Source organism: Pseudoxanthomonas indica (genome assembly GCF_900167565.1).
Classification (GTDB): Bacteria; Pseudomonadota; Gammaproteobacteria; order Xanthomonadales; family Xanthomonadaceae; genus Pseudoxanthomonas_A; species Pseudoxanthomonas_A indica.
Genome location: NZ_FUZV01000001.1, coordinates 186,846 through 204,752 on the forward strand (window position 1 = coordinate 186,846; position 17,907 = coordinate 204,752).

Below are 17,907 nucleotides of genomic sequence, written 5' to 3' on the forward strand. Positions count from 1 at the left end.
GCATAACATACATCAAGCAGCAAGCTACATGACGCGCATTCCCACGAGTCCATTAGCGCGTGCTTGTTAGGCGCGAGAGTCAGCACACCCCACTCGCAGCCTAGCGCGCCGCGATGTAGCCGCCGGCACGACCCGACGGCGAAAACACGATTTGCCACAGCTGCAACCGCCGCGCACGGAATCCTCCCATCGACGCCGACAGGTAGTACCGCCACATGCGCCGGAAGCGTTCATCGTAGCGCGCGTCCAGGTGCTCCCATGCGGCTTCCACATTGGATCGCCAGGCTTGCAGTGTGCGGTCGTAGTCGGCGCCGAAGCTGTGCCAATCCTCCAGCACGAACAAGCCTTCGCTGGCCTGGCTGATCTGCGCTGCCGAAGGCAGCATGGAGTTGGGGAAGATGTACTTGTTGATCCACGCATCAGTGCGGCGCACCGAGACATTGCCGCCGATGGTGTGCAGCAGGAACAAGCCCTGCGCGGGCAGCAAACGCCGCATCACTTCGAAATAGGTCCGGTAGTTCTTCTGTCCGACGTGCTCGAACATCCCCAGCGAGAAGCCGGCGTCGAAGCGCTCACTCAGATCGCGGTAATCCTGCAGGCGGATGTCGATGGGCAGGCCAGCGCACAGGTCCCGCGCGTAGTCGGCCTGCTCGCGCGAGATGGTGATGCCCACGCCGCTTACGCCGTAGTGCTCGGCGGCAAACTTCAGTGCTTCGCCCCAGCCGCAGCCGATGTCGACCACCCGCATGCCCGGCTGCAACTGCAGCTTGCGGCAAACCAGATCCAGCTTGGCCTCCTGCGCCGCGTCCAGCGTCTGCGCATCGCGCCAGTATGCGCAGCTGTAGACCAGGCGCTGGCCCAGCATGGCGCGATAGAGGTCGTTGCCCAGATCGTAATGACGCTCGCCTACCTGACGACTGCGCGCGCGCGTCTGCGGATTGAACCAGCGCGCATACAGCGCATCGAGGAGGTCGCCTGCGCGGACGCGCTCGTCCACATGCGCGCGCAGCAGGCGATACAGCACGCCATCCAGGGAGCGCGCATCCCAGTCGCCGTCCATGTAGCTTTCGCCCAGCCCCAGCGAACCCTGGCTCAGCACACGCCCGTAAAAGCGCGGGTCGTGAACCTGGATGTCCCAGTCCCGCTGCTGGCCAATCCGCACATCCGCCTCGGCCAGCAGTCCTTGGACTTTCCGGGCGACGCGGTCAGGCATGGCACGAGACCTGGCTAGGGAGAGAACAGATCGCGGTAGGCTGGCGCGATATGCGGCTTCAGCACCGACGCCGGCACATCGACATTCTGCACACCGTAGGCATAGGGACCAATCTGGTACGGCGGAAACACGAAGCGCAAGCCGCGGATCTTCTGGTTACCATCCAGCAACGGTTCGAAGTGCTCGAAGTTTTCCGGCTTGGCCGTTGCACCCTCATCGATGGACTTGGCGTCGTCACTCAGAACCCGCGCCAGTTCCTCGGGCGTCAATGCGCTGTCCTGGCTGGCGCGCTCCTGCGATGCAATCTTCAGCTGCGCACGCGCGTAGCTGCTGACCGCAGTCCAGCCTGCCGCCGTGGGGATCAAATCACTGGCAGTCAGCAGGCGGCTGTCGCGGACAAGCCAGACATAGCGCATGACCAGCGGCTGGCCATGGGCGCCGCCGCTATAGAGGTCGCCGTCGGCGGCAATGGCCACCAGGTCCGGCGTTTCAGCGAGCTTCTGGTAGCTCAGGGTCAAGTCGTAAGGAACGGTGGGCCGGTCGTTGCCCAGGGCGTCCACTTCGCCCTTCAGCTCATCGCGTCGTTGTTGCGAGTACTTGGCCAACACCTCGACCAGGCCCGGATAGCGTTCCAAACCCACCGGATAGGTGATGCCCACCACCATGCGGTCGGAGGTTTCCAGCACGTCCTTCAGGACGGGAGTACCGGTCGCAGGCGCGGCGACAGGCGGCGTGGTGGCGGCGGGCGCGGGAGTTGACGGTGTGGCCGCCGGCGCGGCGTCGTCGCCACGCTTGCACGCGGTCAGGGCGACGCCGATGGCGGCGATCAACACGGCGTTGCGGAGATGCGTTTGCATGTGGGGCTCCTTGTCCACCAATGGCACGGCGCCAGTGTATGGCGCAGCGCAGCAGCCCTCCAGATGGCGCGCGCTGCCGGTTCAGGCAAGCACGTCGGCGTACTCCGGATGGCGCTGCACATAATCAGCGGCATAGGAGCATGCCGGAATCACTTTCCATCCCTGCTGCCGCGCATACTCCAGGGCCGCTTTCACCAAAGCGCCGGCGATGCCCCGCCCGCCGATCGCCGGTGGAACGCCGGTATGGTCAATGCTGATGCGGTCCGGCAGTTGCCGATAGACGAGTTCGGCCTGCTCTCCCTCCACTTCAGTCCAGAAGCGCCGGGCGGCGGAGTCATGGTGAATCGTGATGTCTGTCACGCTGTTAAGCCTCTGAATTCGCGTTGGTTTTGCCTGAACGGACAGAAGTCGACGCGTAACGTCACTTTGGGTCACGTCAAAAAGACGACGTCCGACTCGCTTTCACATGGTTCATACGGTTTTCGAAAGTTGGCACGGTCCCTGCGTGTAACGGGCACGACCCTTGACGTACGGAGACACCCGATGAGTGCCATCGACCAAGCGCCCGAAGCGGCCCTCGCCAGCGATTCCACGCTGCTCGAAGGCCTGTTCCAGCTCACCGTGACCGGGCATACCCAGGACTGGGAGTTCGAACGCCTGAACAATGCGGTTTACGAGCGTCTGCTGTCCAGCTATGCCATGGAAGAAATCGGCAGCGCCAAGATTTCCAAGAGCATGGTGGGCTGATACCGCCCACCGGCCTCCCCGCCCCGCGGCGGAGAGGTCGCAATGACGTTGCTGCAAGCGGCGACCGGCATGGTCGCCGGACTCGCCAGCGCAATCCCGCACCGCGGATGCCGCGTCCTGGTTCACTCGTCTCCCCGATGATCGCGCTTGCCCTGACTGCGGCGATCGCGCGCACTCATGCTGCCCTGGATGGCCTTCATCCGGCTTTCGGCCGCATGCAATTCCACCTGTTTGTTCGCCGCTGCCGGCGACTGTGCGCCGCTTTCTTTCGGTGCAGCGGCATTGTGACCGTGATCCAACTGCTGCCACGGCGCCGGCTCACGGTCATGCTGGCGCTTGCGGGCCAGCAGTGCCTGGGTCTTGGCCAACGCCTGCGCCGGAGTCACCGATTTGCGCGTCGTACCGCGACGGCCCGCGCGCTTGTTGGCGGTGGTCTTCTTGACCGTCACGCCCGCAGTCGGCGTCGTTGCCGCGACCTGGGTGGCCGGTGCCGAATGCGTGGTTGACCGGCGCGTGGCCTGACCCGCGCCGCTGCGCTGAGAGGCCTTGCGCGGCGCCGCTTTCTTCGCTGGCGTTCGTGTGGTTTTGCGTGCGGCTGACTTCGTTGCGGGTGACTTCCTGACGGCAGTCTTCTTGACGGCGGATTTGCCGGGAGCCGCCTTCCTGGCGGTGGTTTTCTTGTTGGCAGACTTCTTGACCGCTGTCTTCTTCACTGCAGCCTTCTTCACCGCCGCCTTCTTCACCGCAGACTTCTTGACCGCAGTCTTCCTGGCGGGCGCTTTCCTGGCCGTCGACGCGTTCACTGACTTCTTCGCTGTCTTCCTGGTCGCCTGCTTGGCGGCAACCTTCCTGGCCGGCGCGCGGCGCGTGCTGCCGGCCGCGCTCTTGCGCGTGCTGGTCTTGCTGGCGGCCGACTTGGCGGCGTTCTTGCCAGCGGCTGTCTTGCGGGCCGGCGCCTTCTTCGCGACCGGTTTGCGTGTGCTCGTCGCACTGCCGGTGACCCGGCCGACCGCCCGTTTGGCTGCCGTAATCACCTTGCCGGCGGCCTTGCTCACTGCCTTCTTGACCGCTGCCACTTTGCGTGCGGCTTGCTTGTTGGCCTTGCCGGTCGCGCTGCGGGTGGACTTGCTCTTTGCGCCGGTGCTGCCACCGGCCGTCTTGCGTGCGCGTGTTGCCATGCTCTGCTCCACGGGTTGCGTTGCATCCGTGGATAACACAGCCGATCTTCAAATCAAGTGAGCATGCGCACCACTCAACCGCCGATACCGAGTTCGCGCAGGAAGTGTCCCAGTACCTGTGGCTGCATCACCAGCATGAAAAGCACGCCATAGGCCGCGCCCGCCAGATGCGCACCGTGCGCGATGTTGTCGCCACCGCGCCTGTCCATCCAGATGCTGTAGGCCACGTACAACACGGCGAACAGGATGGCCGGCATCGGGATGACGAAGACGTAGATGCGCGCCCACGGCTGCAGCAGGATGAACGCGAACAACATCGCCGACACCGCGCCGGAAGCGCCCAGCGCGCGGTAGTTGGGATCCTTCTGGTGCTTGAGGTAGGTCGGCAGGATCGACACCACCAGCGCCGACAGGTACAGCAGCGGAAACGCCCAGATGTGGCCGGACAGCTGCGCCATCATCGGCTCCATGAAACGGCCGAAGAAGAACAGCGTGAGCATGTTGAACAGCAGGTGCCAGTAATCGGCATGGATGAAACCGTAGGTCACCAGGCGGTCGTACTGCTTGTTGCGGTCAATCGCCGGCGGCCACAGGATCAACCGGCCCGCCAGACCGGGCGTCTTGAACGCCAGCAGCGAGACAATCGTGGTGACGGCGATCAGCAACAGGGTAATCGGGGCTTGCATCAAGAATCCTCAGGCGACGCGGTAATTGTCCTGCATCGGATAACGCCGCGCATACAGGGCAAACGCCAGCGCCGCCACGAAGGCGAAGCCGGCGAAGAAGAACATCAGGAAGGCATTCTCGCTCAGGCCGGTGCTGGCGATGTGGGCGGTGACGGTCTCGTTGCGCACACCGGCATTGGTCAGCAACACCCACAGACCGCCGAAGGTACTGGTCAGGTACCAGAACGCCATGATCACGCCCTTCATGGCCTGGGTGGCCTGGCTGTAGGCGAATTCCAGCGCGGTGGCCGACACCAGGATCTCGCCGAAGGTCAGCAAGGCATACGGCAGGATCTGCCAGGCCAGCGACACCGCATCGCCGCCATCCATCCACAGCTGCAGCACGCCGGCCACAATCCAGGCCAGGCCGGAAAACGCGATGCCCCAGCCCATCCGGCGCAACGGCGTGGGCTCGAAGCCGAGCCGGCGCAGCCAGGGATACAGCACCAGATTGTTGAACGGGATCAGCAGCATCACCATCGCCGGGTTGAGCGCCTGCAGCTGGCCGGCTTCGCTGACCAGCCAGCTCGGCCACCACCAGGCGTCGTGCGGCATCACCATCTCCTTGCCCTGCAGTACCCAGGTGGATGCCTTCTGATCGAACAGCGACCAGAACGGCGTCACCAGCGCAAACACGATCAGGATGCGCAGCACGGCGCGCACGCTGTCCACTGCCGCGTCCGGATGCAGCCCGCGCGCACGTTCCAGCTGCAGCGATGCGCCCCAGCCGCCGAAGGCGATCAACGCGCCCAGCGACAGACAGGCGGTGATGACGAAACCGAACGATTCCGGCCAGATTCCCGATACCAGCCCGGTCGCCGTCAGCGCCCAGCCCAACAGCATCGCCACCGCCAGGACCACGCCGGCGACCGCGACCAGGTAACCCGGCCTGGCCTCGCCACTGCGCTGCGTGCGCAAGGCGCTCAACACCACGCGCATGAACGAGTCCGGGTCGGCATTGTCGGGCGGCACGTTGACGTACTGCTTGCGCCCCAGCCAGAAGATGAAGGTGGCGATGAACATCAGGATGCCCGGGATGCCGAACGCCCAGGCCGCACCGAATTTCTTCAGGATCAGCGGCATCAGCAGCGAGGCGAAGAACGAGCCGAAGTTGATCGTCCAGTAGAACGCATCGAAGACGATCTTCGCCTTGCCCTTGTTGCTCTGGTCGAACTGGTCGCCGACAAACGACACCACCAGCGGCTTGATGCCGCCCGAGCCCAGCGCGATCAGGAACAGGCCGCTATAGAAACCGGTGCGGTCGCCTTCGAACACCGCCAGGCAGGCATGGCCGGCGCAGTAGATCAGCGAGAACCACAGCACCGTGTTGTACTTGCCGAAGTAGCGATCCGACAGCCAACCGCCCAGCAGCGGGAAGAAATACACGCCGATGACGAAGCTGTGGAAGACATCCTTGGCCATGCCCGCGCGTTCGGCTTCGGGCAGGTAGGCCAGCAGGATGCTGCTGGTCAAGAACTGCACCAGGATGTTGCGCATTCCGTAGAAGCTGAAGCGCTCGCAGGCCTCGTTGCCGATGATGTACGGGATCTGCCGCGGCAACCTGCCCGCGCTGGCTTCAAGAGGAGTGCTCATCCGGTGTTCCGCTGGCAAATTGGCTGAAGGGTACCGGATTCGCCCGGAGGGGTCGAACCTCCTCCGTCAGGGTGTGCGCAGCGGCTTCAGGCAGGCATCATGCGTTCCTTTCACCTGCACGAGTCCGCGCCCATGCTTCGTCCGCTTTGCGCTGCCCTGCTGATCGCCGGCGCCCACGCCGCGTTCACCCTGCCCGCCCACGCCCAGGCCGCGCCTACTGCCGGCCTGACCACGCTGTCCGAGCAATCCGGCTTCCTGCGCACGGGCCGCTACGACGAAGTCATCGCCCTGTGTAATCGCTACGCCAAGGCCTACCCGAAAGCGGTGCGCTGCATCGACTTCGGCACCACGCCCGAAGGCCGGCCGATGAAGGCGCTGGTGGTCTCCACCAGTGGCGCGCTCACCGCCGATCAGGCGCGCCGTCGCAAGCTGCCGGTGGTGGTGATCCAGGGCGGCATCCATGCCGGCGAGATCGATGGCAAGGATGCAGGCTTCCTGGCGCTGCGCGAGGTGCTGGCAGGCCAGGCCGCGGCCGGCGCGCTCGACAAGCAGGTATGGGTGTTCGTGCCAGTGTTCAACGTCGATGGCCACGAGCGCTTCGGCGCCTGGAACCGTCCCAACCAGCGCGGCCCGGAAGAAATGGGCTGGCGCGTGACCGCGCAGAACTTCAACCTCAACCGCGACTACGTCAAGGCCGACGCACCGGAAATGCAGGCGATGCTGCGTCTGGTGCAAGACTGGAACCCGCTGGTCTACGTGGATCTGCACGCCACCGATGGCGCCCAGTTCGAACACGACATCTCGATCCAGGTCGAGCCCGTGCACGCGGGCGATGCGAACCTGCGCGGCGCCGGTGTCGCCCTGCGTGATGGCGTGATTGCGGACCTCGCCAAGCAAGGCTCCTTGCCGCTGCCGTATTACCCGTCGTTCGTGGTCGGTGACGATCCCAGCTCTGGCTTCGAAGACAGCGTGGCGCCGCCGCGTTTCTCGCACGGCTACTTCCAGTGGCGCAACCGCATCGGCATGCTGGTGGAAACGCACTCGTGGAAGGAATATCCGGTGCGCGTGCGGATTACCCGCAACACCATCGTCTCGGTGCTGGATCAGGTCGCCGCACACGGCCAGCAATGGCTGGCCCTGGCCGAACAAGCAGATGTGGACGCGGCCAAACTCGGCGGCCAGCCCGTGGCATTGAACTGGGCCGCCAGCGACAAGAGCCACCCGGTGCAGTTCCGCGGCTATGCGTACACGCGCACGCCGTCGGACGTGTCCGGTGCGCTGATGACGCGCTACGACGAAAAGACTCCGCAGATCTGGACCGTGCCGATGCGCGATGACATCCAGCCTGCCTTGACCGTACCCGCGCCCGCCGCCGGCTACGTGGTGCCTGCCGCCCACGCAGTCTGGGTGGGCGAGAAACTGCGCCAGCACGGCATCGAGTTCCGTCGCATCACTGCGCACCCGCACAGCAGCGTGCAGAGTTTCCGCGCCAGCAAGACCCAGTTCGCCGCGCAGCCGGTGGAAACGCACCAGCGCCTGACGCTGGAAGGCGCATGGTCGACGGACACGCGCGATCTGCCGGCCGGCTCGCTGTTCGTGCCGATCGCGCAGGCCAAATCGCGGCTGGTGATGGCGCTGCTGGAACCGCAGGCGCCGGATTCCCTCGCCGCCTGGGGCGAGTTCAACGCGGCGTTCGAACGCAAGGAGTACATGGAAGATTACGTCGCCGAGGACGTGGCGCGGCAGATGCTGAATGACCCCGCGATCAAGGCCCGCTTCGACGAGAAGCTCAAGACCGATCCGGCGTTTGCCAAGGATCCCAATGCACGCCTGGAGTTCTTCTACCGGCTGCATCCTTCCTGGGATGAGCGCTTCAACCTGTATCCCGTGTACCGAGTGGACCAGGCACTTTAAGAAACAGGGGTCAGAGTACGTTTTCAAGTACGCGGATCAGGCTGCGTCCGGATCTCCTGCGACGAAAATGGGGCTCTGACCCCCTTTTTTGCTGTCAGCCGCCCAATGCGGTATCCAAGGTCATCATCAGGCAGAACCCGAATGCCAGGCCCAGGGTCGCATAACCGCCATGCCCATTCCGGTTCGATTCCGGAATGACGCTGTGCGCCACCGCCGTCAGCATGGCGCCGGCGGCGAACGCCAGCCCCCATGGCAGCAACAAGGCAGAGACGGTCACCGCCCATGCACTGAGCACCGCTGCCACCGGCTCCACCACGCCGGAGAACGCACCGATGAACACCGCCTTGGCCCGCACCATGCCCGCGCCGGCCAGGATCAGCGCCACCACCAAGCCCTCGGGAACGTCCTGCAGCGCGATACCCATGGCCAGGCCCTCCGCGCCGGCCAGGTGACCACCCGCGGCCACGCCCACCGCCATGCCCTCGGGCACGTTGTGCAGCATGATCGCGAACACGAACACCAGCACCCGCGCCGGCACCAGCGGCGCGCCAGGGCGCTGTGCATCACGCGGGTCGTCGACCAGTACGCGATCCAGCGCCAGCAGCGCCAGCGCGCCCATCAACACACCGCCGCTGATGACCGCCGCCGCGCCCCAGGCGTCGAAGCCCACAGTGCGCGCGGCATTCAAACCCGGCAGCACCAGCGAAAAGGCCGTGGCCGCCAGCATCACCCCCGCGCCGAAGCCCAGCAGACCGTCGGCCAGGCGCTGCGGCAGCCCGCGCACCACCAATACCGGCAGCGCACCCAAGGCAGTCGCCAGGGCGCATAGAGCGCCACCACGCCAGCCGGCCATCGCACCGCTGGCCTGCTCCGGCGCCCACGCCAGCAACCACAGGCTGATCGCGACAATCAGGCCGCTGCCGGCCAGGTACGGCCAGGCGGTCGCGTGTCGGAATGCCAGCGGTTGCAGAACGCGGTTCATCGGTGACGCAGCTCCGTCATGGCCGGTCTTTCCGATACTAACGCCGTTCGCTGACCAGACCGTTCACAGCGGACCAGACCGGCGGTCAGCGTTCGTACTTCCAGTTGCGGCTCTTGCCTTCGGCCATCCATGCCACCGCCTCGGCGATGCGGCGCAGGCGGGTGTCTTCGCGCTTGGCTTCGGTGACCCATTCAATGTAATCACGCTGCTTGCTGGGACTGAAGGCCAGATAGGTCGCCTGCGCCTTGGCATTCCTGGCCAGGGCGGCGAGCAGATCTTCCGGCGCCTGCAAGGCCGGCCGCGCCGTGGAGCTCTTGCGTGGCGCCTTGCCCTGCGCCAACGCCTCGTTCAACTGCATCGCCTTGCGTATCAGAGGCAGCAGATCTTTCTTGAGCGGCAGGTCCGACAGCCGGGTGAGCTTGCCGAAGCTGCCCATGCCTTCGCGTGGTTCGCCTTCGCCCAGCACCTGCGCGTGGCGCCAGAAGCCGAAGGTGGCGTGCTGCTTGAACGCCGCCATGCCGCACAGGATGGCGCCGGCATGGACGAAGGTGGGCATGCCCCACTTCAACGTTTCCTCCACCTGCGGGCAGGCCTCGTGGACCCATGCCCGCACGCGCTCCAGGATGGGTTGCGCAAACTCGGCGGAACGGGCGATATAGGCATCTATGCGCGGATCGTGCTGGCTCATGTTCCCTGCCAAGGCGAAGATGCCGGCACTGTAGCGCGCTGACGGTACGCGGCAGAAGATCGCCGCGGCGGCATCCATCACGATCCATGAAGCTCACTGCGGCTACTCTGGCCGCGCCTTGCGAGGAAACCACTCAATGCGTCGAGCCACTGTCGTTGCCTGTTTCTCGCTCGCCCTGGCGGCCTGTCAGCCTGCGCCACCCACGCCGCCTGCTCCGGTTCCCGAAGCGGCCAGCGCCGGCCAGGTCCGCCAGCAGAACTTCATCGAGGGCACCGCCAGCTATCGCGAGCGCATCAATCTGCCATCCGGATCCCAGCTGCAGGTGCAACTGGTGGATCGGCAACTGGCCGACTCGCCTGCCGCCGTGGTGGCCAGCATCGACATTCCGGCGACGCAGGGTCCGCCCTTTGCCTTCCAGCTGCCGTTCGAGCCGGGCAAGCTGCGCGCCAATGGCGAATACGGCCTGCATGCCAGCCTGCGCGACGGCGACGGCCGACTGTGGTTCGTCACCGATACGCATACCCCCGCCACCCCGGGCAGCAGCGCGCCGGTGCAGGTCACGCTGGTGCGGGTGCCCGCCGATGCACGCGCGCACATGACCGATACGCGTTGGCTGTGCGGCGAGCAGCGTCTGGCCGCGCGCTTTGATCCGGAACCGGCCAACACGGTCACGTTGAGCTTCGGCGAACAACCGCTGGTGCTCACCCAGACCACCTCGGCATCAGGTGCGCGCTACAGCGACAAGTTCAACAACGAATTCTGGAACAAGGGCCGCGAAGCGCGCCTGACCCTGGCCGGCAAGACCGCCGTGGATTGCCGGCAGATCGACACCGCCACGCCGTGGGATTCCGCGCGTTCGCGCGGACTGGCCTTCCGCGCCATCGGCAATGAACCGGGTTGGCTGGTGGAAGTGGGCGCGGGCGCCACGCCCAGCGTGCATGCGGAACTGGACTATGGTGACCGCGTGCTGGATATCGCCCAGGCCGATGCCGGCGACGGCCAATGGACCGGTCGCAGCAGTGAAGGCGCCAATGTCGTCCTGAGCGTGCAGCGCAAGACCTGCCAGGACGCGATGAGTGGCGAAGACTTTCCGGCCACCGCCAGCCTGGTGGTGGATGAAAAAACCTACAGCGGCTGTGGTCGCTATCTGACGGAGTAAACCTGATGCCGCGTCGTTCGCGTCGCCGTGGTGGCGGCACTGCCTGGGGCAAGCCGCTGCTGATACTGGTCGTGCTGGCCTTGCTGGTGGGCGGCGGCTACTGGTGGTTCGGACGCGGCGATGCCCCGCCGGAGGCGCAGGCGCCGGCGACGATCAGCAGTGACGGCCGCAGCGAAGCCAGCCTGCCGCTGCCGCCGGTGGAAAGCACGGCGCCGGGTGATGTGACGGCGCCAGCGACCTTGCCGCCGCCAGCCGCAGCCAACCCGAGCGCCGGCAACCGTTCGGCCGCCGGCGCTCCGGCCGCCGACGCATTGCCCACCTACCTGCCGCCGGAAGCACGCCAGACGCTGGAACTGATTGCGCGCGGTGGTCCTTACCCGCACCGCCAGGACGGCAGCGTGTTCGGCAATCGCGAAGGTCGCCTGCCCCGCCAGCCCAAGGGCTACTACCACGAGTACACGGTGGATACGCCGAACCTGGGTCACCGCGGTGCGCGCCGCATCGTCACCGGCGGCAATCCGCCCGCCGAGTTCTATTACAGTGACGATCACTACGACAGCTTCCGCCGCTTCGAGTACGACCTGCCGGAGGCACGATGACCGGCAGTGGCTTTGATCTGGGCCTGGGCGATGCGGCCCAGGGCGGCGTGTACTTCGTCGCGCCCAGCGATCTGGACTCGCTCGGCGCGGCCGGCCGCGATGCCGGCCTGATCGTGCGCCGGGTCGACCTGTCCGGCTGCGAAGGCAAGCATGCGCTGCTGCTGCGCTTCTCCACCCAGTTGGATTTTCCCGACAGCACCGGCCGCAACTGGGATGCACTGACCGATCGCCTGCGCGACCTGCAATGGCTGGGCGGCGAAGGCTACGTGCTGCTGCTCGACGACGCCCGTGCCCTGCGCCGGCGCGACGGGGCCAGCATCAACACCTTGTTGGAGGTGCTGGAGGACGCCAGCCAGTTCTGGATCGCCCAGAACGTACCCTTCTGGGCCTTCGTGGCCCTGGATGAGGAAGACTGAGCAGCCGTTTGCGGCGACAATGGCGACCGCCGCGCTGTGACCCGCGCCCGAACCCGCGCCGAATCCGCGCGCGTTCACCCGTACGTTCCCTTCCGCCGTTCCGCTTCGCGACCTGATCCCGCATGACTGACTTCTCGACCCTGCCGCTGGCGGATGGCCTGCGCCCCGGCATCGACGCCCTCGGCTACACCACACTGACGCCGATCCAGGCCCAGAGCCTGCCGCCCATCCTGGACGGTCGCGATGTCATCGCGCAGGCGCCTACCGGCAGCGGCAAGACCGCCGCCTTCGCCCTGGGCCTGCTGCAGCGACTGGAGCTGGGCGAACAGCGCGCACAGGCGCTGGTGCTGTGCCCCACCCGCGAACTGGTGGAACAGGTGGCCCAGCAGATCCGCAAGCTGGCGCTGGGCATGCCCAACCTGAAAGTCCTGCAGCTCGTGGGCGGCCTGCCGCTCGCGCCGCAGATCGCCTCGCTGGAAGCGCACGACCCGCACGTGGTGGTCGGCACGCCGGGCCGCGTGCAGGAACTGATGCGCAAGAAAATCCTGCACCTGGGCGGCGTCAAGACGCTGGTATTGGACGAAGCCGATCGCATGCTCGACATGGGCTTTGAAGAACCCATCCGCGAAATCATCGGCAAGACCCCGCCCAAGCGCATGACCCTGCTGTTCTCGGCGACCTTCCCCGATGGCATCCGTGCCATCGCCGGCAGCGTGATGCGCGAGCCGGTGGAAGTGACCGTGGAAGGCCACGCGCAGGCGCCGGTGATCGAACAGCGCTTCCTTGAAGTCGATCCGGCGCGCAAGCAACCCACCCTCGCCGGTTTGCTGGCGGAAGAACGCAGCGACAACGCGGTGGTGTTCTGCAACATGCGCAAGGACGTGGACGAAGTGGCGGTCTCGCTGCAGCACTACGGCTTTTCCGCGCTGGCCCTGCATGGCGACATGGAACAGCGCGACCGCGAGGAAGTGCTGGTGCGCTTCAGCAACCGCAGCTGCAACGTGCTGGTCGCCAGCGACGTGGCCGCCCGTGGCCTGGATATCGAAGACCTGGCGCTGGTGGTCAACTACGACCTGCCCAGCGACGTGGATACCTACGTGCACCGGATTGGCCGCACCGGGCGCGCCGGACGAACCGGCGCGGCGATCAGCCTGGTGACGCCGCGCGAAGTGCCGCGCACCGCCGCCATCGAGGAGCGAATTGGTCAGCCGCTGCGCTGGCAGAAGCAGATTCCTGCCGCACCGCGCGGCAAGACCGCGCCGCCGGCGCCGATGGTCACCCTGCGTATCGATGCCGGCAAGACCGACAAGCTGCGCCCCGGCGACATCCTGGGCGCATTGACCGGCGACGCCGGCCTGGCCGGCGCCAGCGTGGGCAAGATCGCGATCTATCCCACCCGCTCGTACGTCTCGGTGGATCGCAACAAGGCGGCGCAGGCGCTCGAGCGGCTGGGCAAGGGACGCATCAAGGGCCGCAACTTCCGCGTGCGGCGGATTTGATTGCGAGCGCGCAGAAGCGCGCTTCATCCGCGCAAACAAAAACGCCGGAGCTTTCGCTCCGGCGTCTTATGCGAACCTTGGGTTCAGCGCTGGATTACAGCGGCTGCACCTGGTCGGCCTGCATGCCCTTCTGACCCTGCACTGCCACGAACGTGACGGCCTGGCCTTCCTTCAGCGACTTGAAGCCGGTGCCCTGGATCGCGCGGAAATGCACGAACAGGTCCGGGCCGCTCTGCGGGGTGATGAAGCCGAAGCCCTTGGCATCGTTGAACCACTTGACGGTTCCGGTCTGACGCTCAGACATCTTTACTAACTCCTGAAACAGATTTTTTTGGGTGGGATACATCGCGGATACCGGAAACATTTCCGGCCCGAGACTGAGTTTGCAGGCGTTGGTAAAGCGGAAGATGTAGCAGTGGAACTACCGCATCAGGCTCACGATCCACCGTGACCCTGGCAATCACAGTCCGGGCACTGTACAAGGCTTGCCGCACAAAAGCGACAATTTTCCGCCGTCAATCGCCGATTCAGGGGGTCAAAGCCCCTGCAACCGTTTCCAGCACGGTTTCTGGCGCGGCCGGTCTATGATACCGCCCCCCTTTTTCCCGGACTCCCCCCATGGCGCTCAAGGCCACCATCGTCAAGGCCGAACTGCAGATCAGCGACCTGGATCGGGGTTATTACGCCAGCCATGGGCTGACCCTGGCCCAGCACCCCTCCGAAACCGAAACCCGGCTGATGGTGCGGGTATTGGCCTTTGCCCTGTTCGCCCATGAACGCCTGGAATTCGGCCGCGGTCTGAGTACCGATGAAGACCCGGATCTCTGGCGCCGCGAATACGACGGCGAGATCGCCCTGTGGGTTGAACTGGGCCAGCCCGAGGAAAGCCGCCTGCGCAAGGCCGCCGGGCGCGCTCGCGAGGTGGTGGTGCTCAATTACGGGGGCCGCGCCGCCGATCTGTGGTGGGACAAGCTGGGCGCGGGGCTGTCGCGCCTGCGCAATCTCACCGTGCTGGATCTGCCGGCCGAACAGGCCGACGCCCTGGCGGCCTGGCATGCGCGGGGTTTCCGCTGGAACGTGCTGATCCAGGACGGCGAAGTGCAGATCATCGATGAGTCCGGCAACACCCTGGCGCTGCATCCGCGCGCGCGCCAGCAGTCGGCCAGCCTGGTGGCCTGATGCTGCCCAGCCACGACGTCATCGTCCTCGGCGGCGGCGCCGCGGGCCTGATGTGCGCGCTGACCGCCGGCCAGCGCGGCCTGCGGGTATTGCTGGTCGAGCACGCCAACAAAGTCGGCAAGAAAATCCTGATGTCCGGCGGTGGCCGCTGCAACTTCACCAACACCGGCGCCACCCCGGCCAACTATCTTTCCGCCAATCCGCACTTCTGCAAATCGGCGCTGGCCCGCTATACCCCGGCCGACTTCATCGAGCTGGTCGAGCGCCATGGCATCGCCTACCACGAGAAGGAACTCGGCCAGCTGTTCTGCGACGTCTCGTCCAAGCTGATCGTCAAGATGCTGGTGGACGAGTGCAGCGCCGCGCAGGTGCGCATCGACACCCAATGCCAGGTGCACGCGGTGCAGCAGGTCGAAGGGGGTTTCCGCGTGGATACCTCGCAGGGGCACTTTGCCGCGCCATCGCTGGTGGTGGCCACCGGTGGATTGTCCATCCCCAGCATGGGCGCCACGGGCTTCGGTTACGAGTTGGCCAAACAGTTCGGTCACACGGTACTGCCGTTGCGCGCCGGGCTGGTGCCGTTGACGCTGAGTGGCAAGCATCAGGAGCGGCTGCAGGATTTGAGTGGCGTGGCGTTACCGGTGGAAGCGCGCCACGGCAAACAGGCGTTCCGCAATTTCATGTTGATTACCCACCGCGGCGTGAGCGGGCCGGCGATCCTGCAGATCTCCTCGTACTGGCAACCGGGCGAAGAACTCAAACTGGATCTGCTGCCCGGCCAGGATGCGCATGCGTGGCTGCTCGAACAACAAGCGCAGCGCCCCGCCGCCGAACTCAAGACGGTGCTGGGCGACGCGCTGCCACGCCGTTTTGCCCAGCGCCTGTGCGAGGTGTGGCTGCCCAACCGCCCGCTGCGCCAGTACAACGAGCCGCAGCTACGCGAAGTGTCGGCCCTGCTGCAGGCCTGGCCATTGACCGCCAGCGGCACCGAGGGCTATCGCACCGCCGAGGTCACCCTGGGCGGTGTCGATACCGACGGCCTGTCGTCCAGCACGATGATGTCGCGCATCGTGCCGGGCCTGTTCTTCATCGGCGAAGTGGTCGATGTCACCGGCTGGCTGGGCGGTTACAACTTCCAGTGGGCCTGGGCCTCGGGCCACGCCGCCGGCATGGCGGTCTGAGCCTGCGCTCGATCGATCAGCTGGCGGACAAGGCCTGCGCGGCCAGTTCGAAGGAACGCAGGCGTTTGTCGTGATCGAAGATGTTGGCGGTCAGCAGGATCTCGTCGGGACGGTGACGATCCACGAACGCCCGCACGCCGCTGCGCACTGTGTCGACATCGCCGATGACCGAGCACGCCAGCGCCTGCGCCACGCCGGCTTTTTCGTGCGGCAGCCAGAAGCTTTCGATGTCGTCGATCGGCGGCGGCACCAGTCCGGGCTTGCCACGGCGCAGGTTGACGAAGGCTTGCTGCTGGGTGGTGAACAGTCGACGCGCTTCTTCGTTGGTTTCCGCGCCGACCACGTTCAAGGCCAGGATGGCGTACGGCTGCGCCAGTCGCGCCGAAGGCCGGAAATCGCGGTGATAGACCATCAGCGCCTGGTCCATGGCATCGGGGGCGAAGTGCGAGGCGAACGCGAACGGCAGGCCCAGCGCCGCCGACAGCTGCGCGCTGAACAAGCTGGAGCCCAGCAGCCACACCGGCACGTCGATGCCGGCGCCGGGTACGGCGCGCACGGCTTGATCCGGTTGCGCGGGTTCGAAGTAGCGCAGCAGTTCCTGCACGTCCTGGGGGAATTGTTCGGCGCTGTCGAAGTAGCGGCGCAGGGCGCGTGCGGTGGGTTGGTCGGTGCCGGGGGCGCGGCCCAGGCCCAGGTCGATGCGGCCGGGATACAGCGAGGCCAGGGTGCCGAATTGTTCGGCCACCTGCAGCGGTGCGTGGTTGGGCAGCATCACGCCGCCGGCACCGACGCGGATGCGCGAGGTGGCACCGGCGACATGGCCAATCAGCACGGCGGTGGCGGCGCTGGCGATGCCGGGCATGTTGTGGTGTTCGGCCAGCCAGTAGCGGTGGTAGCCCCAGCGTTCGGCGTGTTGGGCGAGGTCGCGCATGTTGGCGAAGGCGTGGGTGGTGTCGCTGCCTTCGCAGACGGGGGCGAGGTCCAGCAGGGAGTACGGAGTCATTCGGGGGTCCGGACAAGACGATGGGATCGTCTTGGGGGCTGTGGGTGGGTGATGGAAGGGGAATTTGCGGGATTCACCATTCCGAAAAGATTTGGGCGTTGTGTGTGTGTGCGTGTGAGCGCGGACAGGCCCCTGGCGACAGGCCCTGGAATCCACATTCGTGCGACCGGAAACTCTCTCGGCAAGGGCTCCAGTCCCTGTCGCCAGGGGCCTGTCCCCGCTCTCCGGGCATTGCCGCTGCCTTTTTTGAAGCGGTGTTGTCGCCGCTGGTGTTTCTCTGCGGCCTAGCTCAACAGATCGAAGGGGCCGCCCTGCTCCAGGGCGCGCTGGTAGGCGGGTCTGGCGTGGATGCGGGTCAGGAAGTCGGCCAGGCGGGGGTGGTTCTGCAGTCCTGCGCGGGCGGCGGCGGCTTCGATGGGAAAGCTCATCTGGATGTCGGCGGCGCTGAAGTTTTCGCCGGCAAACCAGCGGTTCTTGCCGAGTTCGCCTTCCATGTAGTCGAGGTGGAGTTTGAGCTGCGGGCCGACGAAGCCGCGCAGGGCCTTGTCTGCAATGGAGCGTGCAATGGGTCGGGCGAAGAAGGGCATCGGCGCTTTCTTGATGCGGGCAAACACCAGGCTCAGCAGCATGGGTGGCATCGCCGAGCCTTCGGCGTAGTGCAGCCAGTAGCGGTAGCGCAGGTGTTCGGCGGTGCCGGGGGATGGCGCGAAGGTGCGGGCGGCGTCGTAGCGTTCGACCAGGTATTCCAGCACCGCGCCGGATTCGGCCAGGATGTTGTCGGCGTCCACCAGTACCGGTGATTTGCCGAGCGGATGCACGGCGCGCAGCGACGGCGGGGCGAGCATGGTGGCCGGGTCGCGCTGGTAGCGCACCACCGTGTAGTCCAGTCCCAGTTCTTCCAGCAGCCACAGCACGCGTTGGGAGCGGGAGTTGTTGAGGTGATGGACGGTGATCATCGGCGCGCCTCCGGGGGA

19 protein-coding genes are annotated in these 17,907 nt (G+C 66.0%); 8 read left to right on the forward strand and 11 right to left on the reverse strand.

Annotated elements, in window-relative coordinates:
- Nucleotides 1–100: 100 nt before the first annotated feature.
- The 3 genes from cfa to B5X78_RS00820 all read right to left on the reverse strand — a co-directional run bounded on the left by cfa (nucleotide 101) and on the right by B5X78_RS00820 (nucleotide 2,430).
- Nucleotides 101–1,213: a cyclopropane fatty acyl phospholipid synthase gene (cfa, locus tag B5X78_RS00810; RefSeq protein WP_079722603.1), complete on the reverse strand. Its 1,113-nt coding sequence runs from the start codon at nucleotides 1,211–1,213 to the stop codon at nucleotides 101–103.
- Between the two features lie 14 nt (nucleotides 1,214–1,227).
- Complete coding sequence (locus B5X78_RS00815; RefSeq protein WP_079722604.1) at nucleotides 1,228–2,070, reverse strand: DUF3298 and DUF4163 domain-containing protein; 843 nt, start codon at nucleotides 2,068–2,070, stop codon at nucleotides 1,228–1,230.
- A gap of 81 nt (nucleotides 2,071–2,151) precedes the next feature.
- Complete coding sequence (locus tag B5X78_RS00820) at nucleotides 2,152–2,430, reverse strand: GNAT family N-acetyltransferase (protein WP_139381339.1); 279 nt, start codon at nucleotides 2,428–2,430, stop codon at nucleotides 2,152–2,154.
- 183 nt (nucleotides 2,431–2,613) lie between these two features.
- On the opposite strand from B5X78_RS00820, the gene B5X78_RS00825 reads away from it, so the two are divergent.
- Nucleotides 2,614–2,817: a hypothetical protein gene (locus B5X78_RS00825; RefSeq protein ID WP_079722605.1), complete on the forward strand. Its 204-nt coding sequence runs from the start codon at nucleotides 2,614–2,616 to the stop codon at nucleotides 2,815–2,817.
- A gap of 122 nt (nucleotides 2,818–2,939) precedes the next feature.
- On the opposite strand, the gene B5X78_RS18845 is transcribed toward B5X78_RS00825, so the two are convergent.
- The 3 genes from B5X78_RS18845 to B5X78_RS00840 all read right to left on the reverse strand — a co-directional run bounded on the left by B5X78_RS18845 (nucleotide 2,940) and on the right by B5X78_RS00840 (nucleotide 6,313).
- Entirely contained in the window at nucleotides 2,940–3,872 is a 933-nt protein-coding gene (locus B5X78_RS18845) for a hypothetical protein (protein ID WP_139381340.1), read from the reverse strand.
- Nucleotides 3,873–4,069: 197 nt separating this feature from the next.
- On the reverse strand, nucleotides 4,070–4,681 hold the full coding sequence (locus B5X78_RS00835; protein ID WP_079722606.1) for a rhomboid family intramembrane serine protease: 612 nt from the start codon (nucleotides 4,679–4,681) through the stop codon (nucleotides 4,070–4,072).
- Nucleotides 4,682–4,690: 9 nt separating this feature from the next.
- Entirely contained in the window at nucleotides 4,691–6,313 is a 1,623-nt protein-coding gene (locus tag B5X78_RS00840) for a POT-type proton-dependent oligopeptide transporter (protein WP_079722607.1), read from the reverse strand.
- Between the two features lie 132 nt (nucleotides 6,314–6,445).
- Here B5X78_RS00840 and B5X78_RS00845 point away from each other — a divergent pair, with 132 nt between their 5' ends.
- The gene (locus tag B5X78_RS00845) at nucleotides 6,446–8,227 is read left to right on the forward strand and encodes a M14 family zinc carboxypeptidase (protein ID WP_079722608.1); all 1,782 of its coding nucleotides are present in this window, start codon (nucleotides 6,446–6,448) and stop codon (nucleotides 8,225–8,227) included.
- A gap of 94 nt (nucleotides 8,228–8,321) precedes the next feature.
- On the opposite strand, the gene B5X78_RS00850 is transcribed toward B5X78_RS00845, so the two are convergent.
- Both B5X78_RS00850 and B5X78_RS00855 read right to left on the reverse strand, forming a co-directional pair.
- The gene (locus tag B5X78_RS00850) at nucleotides 8,322–9,209 is read right to left on the reverse strand and encodes a ZIP family metal transporter (protein WP_079722609.1); all 888 of its coding nucleotides are present in this window, start codon (nucleotides 9,207–9,209) and stop codon (nucleotides 8,322–8,324) included.
- 85 nt (nucleotides 9,210–9,294) lie between these two features.
- Nucleotides 9,295–9,975 carry a YdeI/OmpD-associated family protein gene (locus B5X78_RS00855; RefSeq protein ID WP_244898543.1) on the reverse strand — a complete coding sequence of 227 codons (681 nt, stop codon included), beginning with the start codon at nucleotides 9,973–9,975 and terminating at the stop codon, nucleotides 9,295–9,297.
- A gap of 58 nt (nucleotides 9,976–10,033) precedes the next feature.
- Here B5X78_RS00855 and B5X78_RS00860 point away from each other — a divergent pair, with 58 nt between their 5' ends.
- The 4 genes from B5X78_RS00860 to dbpA all read left to right on the forward strand — a co-directional run bounded on the left by B5X78_RS00860 (nucleotide 10,034) and on the right by dbpA (nucleotide 13,570).
- Complete coding sequence (locus tag B5X78_RS00860) at nucleotides 10,034–11,056, forward strand: MliC family protein (RefSeq protein WP_079722610.1); 1,023 nt, start codon at nucleotides 10,034–10,036, stop codon at nucleotides 11,054–11,056.
- Nucleotides 11,057–11,061: 5 nt separating this feature from the next.
- Nucleotides 11,062–11,655 carry a guanyl-specific ribonuclease gene (locus B5X78_RS00865; protein WP_079722611.1) on the forward strand — a complete coding sequence of 198 codons (594 nt, stop codon included), beginning with the start codon at nucleotides 11,062–11,064 and terminating at the stop codon, nucleotides 11,653–11,655.
- Nucleotides 11,652–12,071, forward strand: coding sequence for a barstar family protein (locus B5X78_RS00870; RefSeq protein ID WP_079722612.1), 420 nt, complete (start codon nucleotides 11,652–11,654; stop codon nucleotides 12,069–12,071). Before B5X78_RS00865 ends, B5X78_RS00870 begins: the two co-directional genes overlap by 4 nt.
- A gap of 122 nt (nucleotides 12,072–12,193) precedes the next feature.
- Nucleotides 12,194–13,570 carry an ATP-dependent RNA helicase DbpA gene (gene dbpA, locus B5X78_RS00875; protein WP_079722613.1) on the forward strand — a complete coding sequence of 459 codons (1,377 nt, stop codon included), beginning with the start codon at nucleotides 12,194–12,196 and terminating at the stop codon, nucleotides 13,568–13,570.
- A 94-nt stretch (nucleotides 13,571–13,664) separates the two neighbouring features.
- On the opposite strand, the gene B5X78_RS00880 is transcribed toward dbpA, so the two are convergent.
- Nucleotides 13,665–13,874: a cold-shock protein gene (locus tag B5X78_RS00880; RefSeq protein ID WP_079722614.1), complete on the reverse strand. Its 210-nt coding sequence runs from the start codon at nucleotides 13,872–13,874 to the stop codon at nucleotides 13,665–13,667.
- A gap of 314 nt (nucleotides 13,875–14,188) precedes the next feature.
- On the opposite strand from B5X78_RS00880, the gene B5X78_RS00885 reads away from it, so the two are divergent.
- Together B5X78_RS00885 and B5X78_RS00890 are read left to right on the forward strand one after the other, a co-directional pair.
- Entirely contained in the window at nucleotides 14,189–14,749 is a 561-nt protein-coding gene (locus B5X78_RS00885; RefSeq protein WP_079722615.1) for a YaeQ family protein, read from the forward strand.
- Nucleotides 14,749–15,930: a BaiN/RdsA family NAD(P)/FAD-dependent oxidoreductase gene (locus B5X78_RS00890; protein WP_079722616.1), complete on the forward strand. Its 1,182-nt coding sequence runs from the start codon at nucleotides 14,749–14,751 to the stop codon at nucleotides 15,928–15,930. Before B5X78_RS00885 ends, B5X78_RS00890 begins: the two co-directional genes overlap by 1 nt.
- A 16-nt stretch (nucleotides 15,931–15,946) precedes the next feature.
- On the opposite strand, the gene B5X78_RS00895 is transcribed toward B5X78_RS00890, so the two are convergent.
- Nucleotides 15,947–16,933 (reverse strand): LLM class flavin-dependent oxidoreductase, encoded by a 987-nt coding sequence (locus B5X78_RS00895; protein ID WP_079722617.1) that lies wholly within the window; start codon nucleotides 16,931–16,933, stop codon nucleotides 15,947–15,949.
- A 284-nt stretch (nucleotides 16,934–17,217) separates the two neighbouring features.
- Nucleotides 17,218–17,889: a glutathione S-transferase gene (locus B5X78_RS00900; RefSeq protein WP_079722618.1), complete on the reverse strand. Its 672-nt coding sequence runs from the start codon at nucleotides 17,887–17,889 to the stop codon at nucleotides 17,218–17,220.
- Nucleotides 17,890–17,907 lie beyond the last annotated feature (18 nt).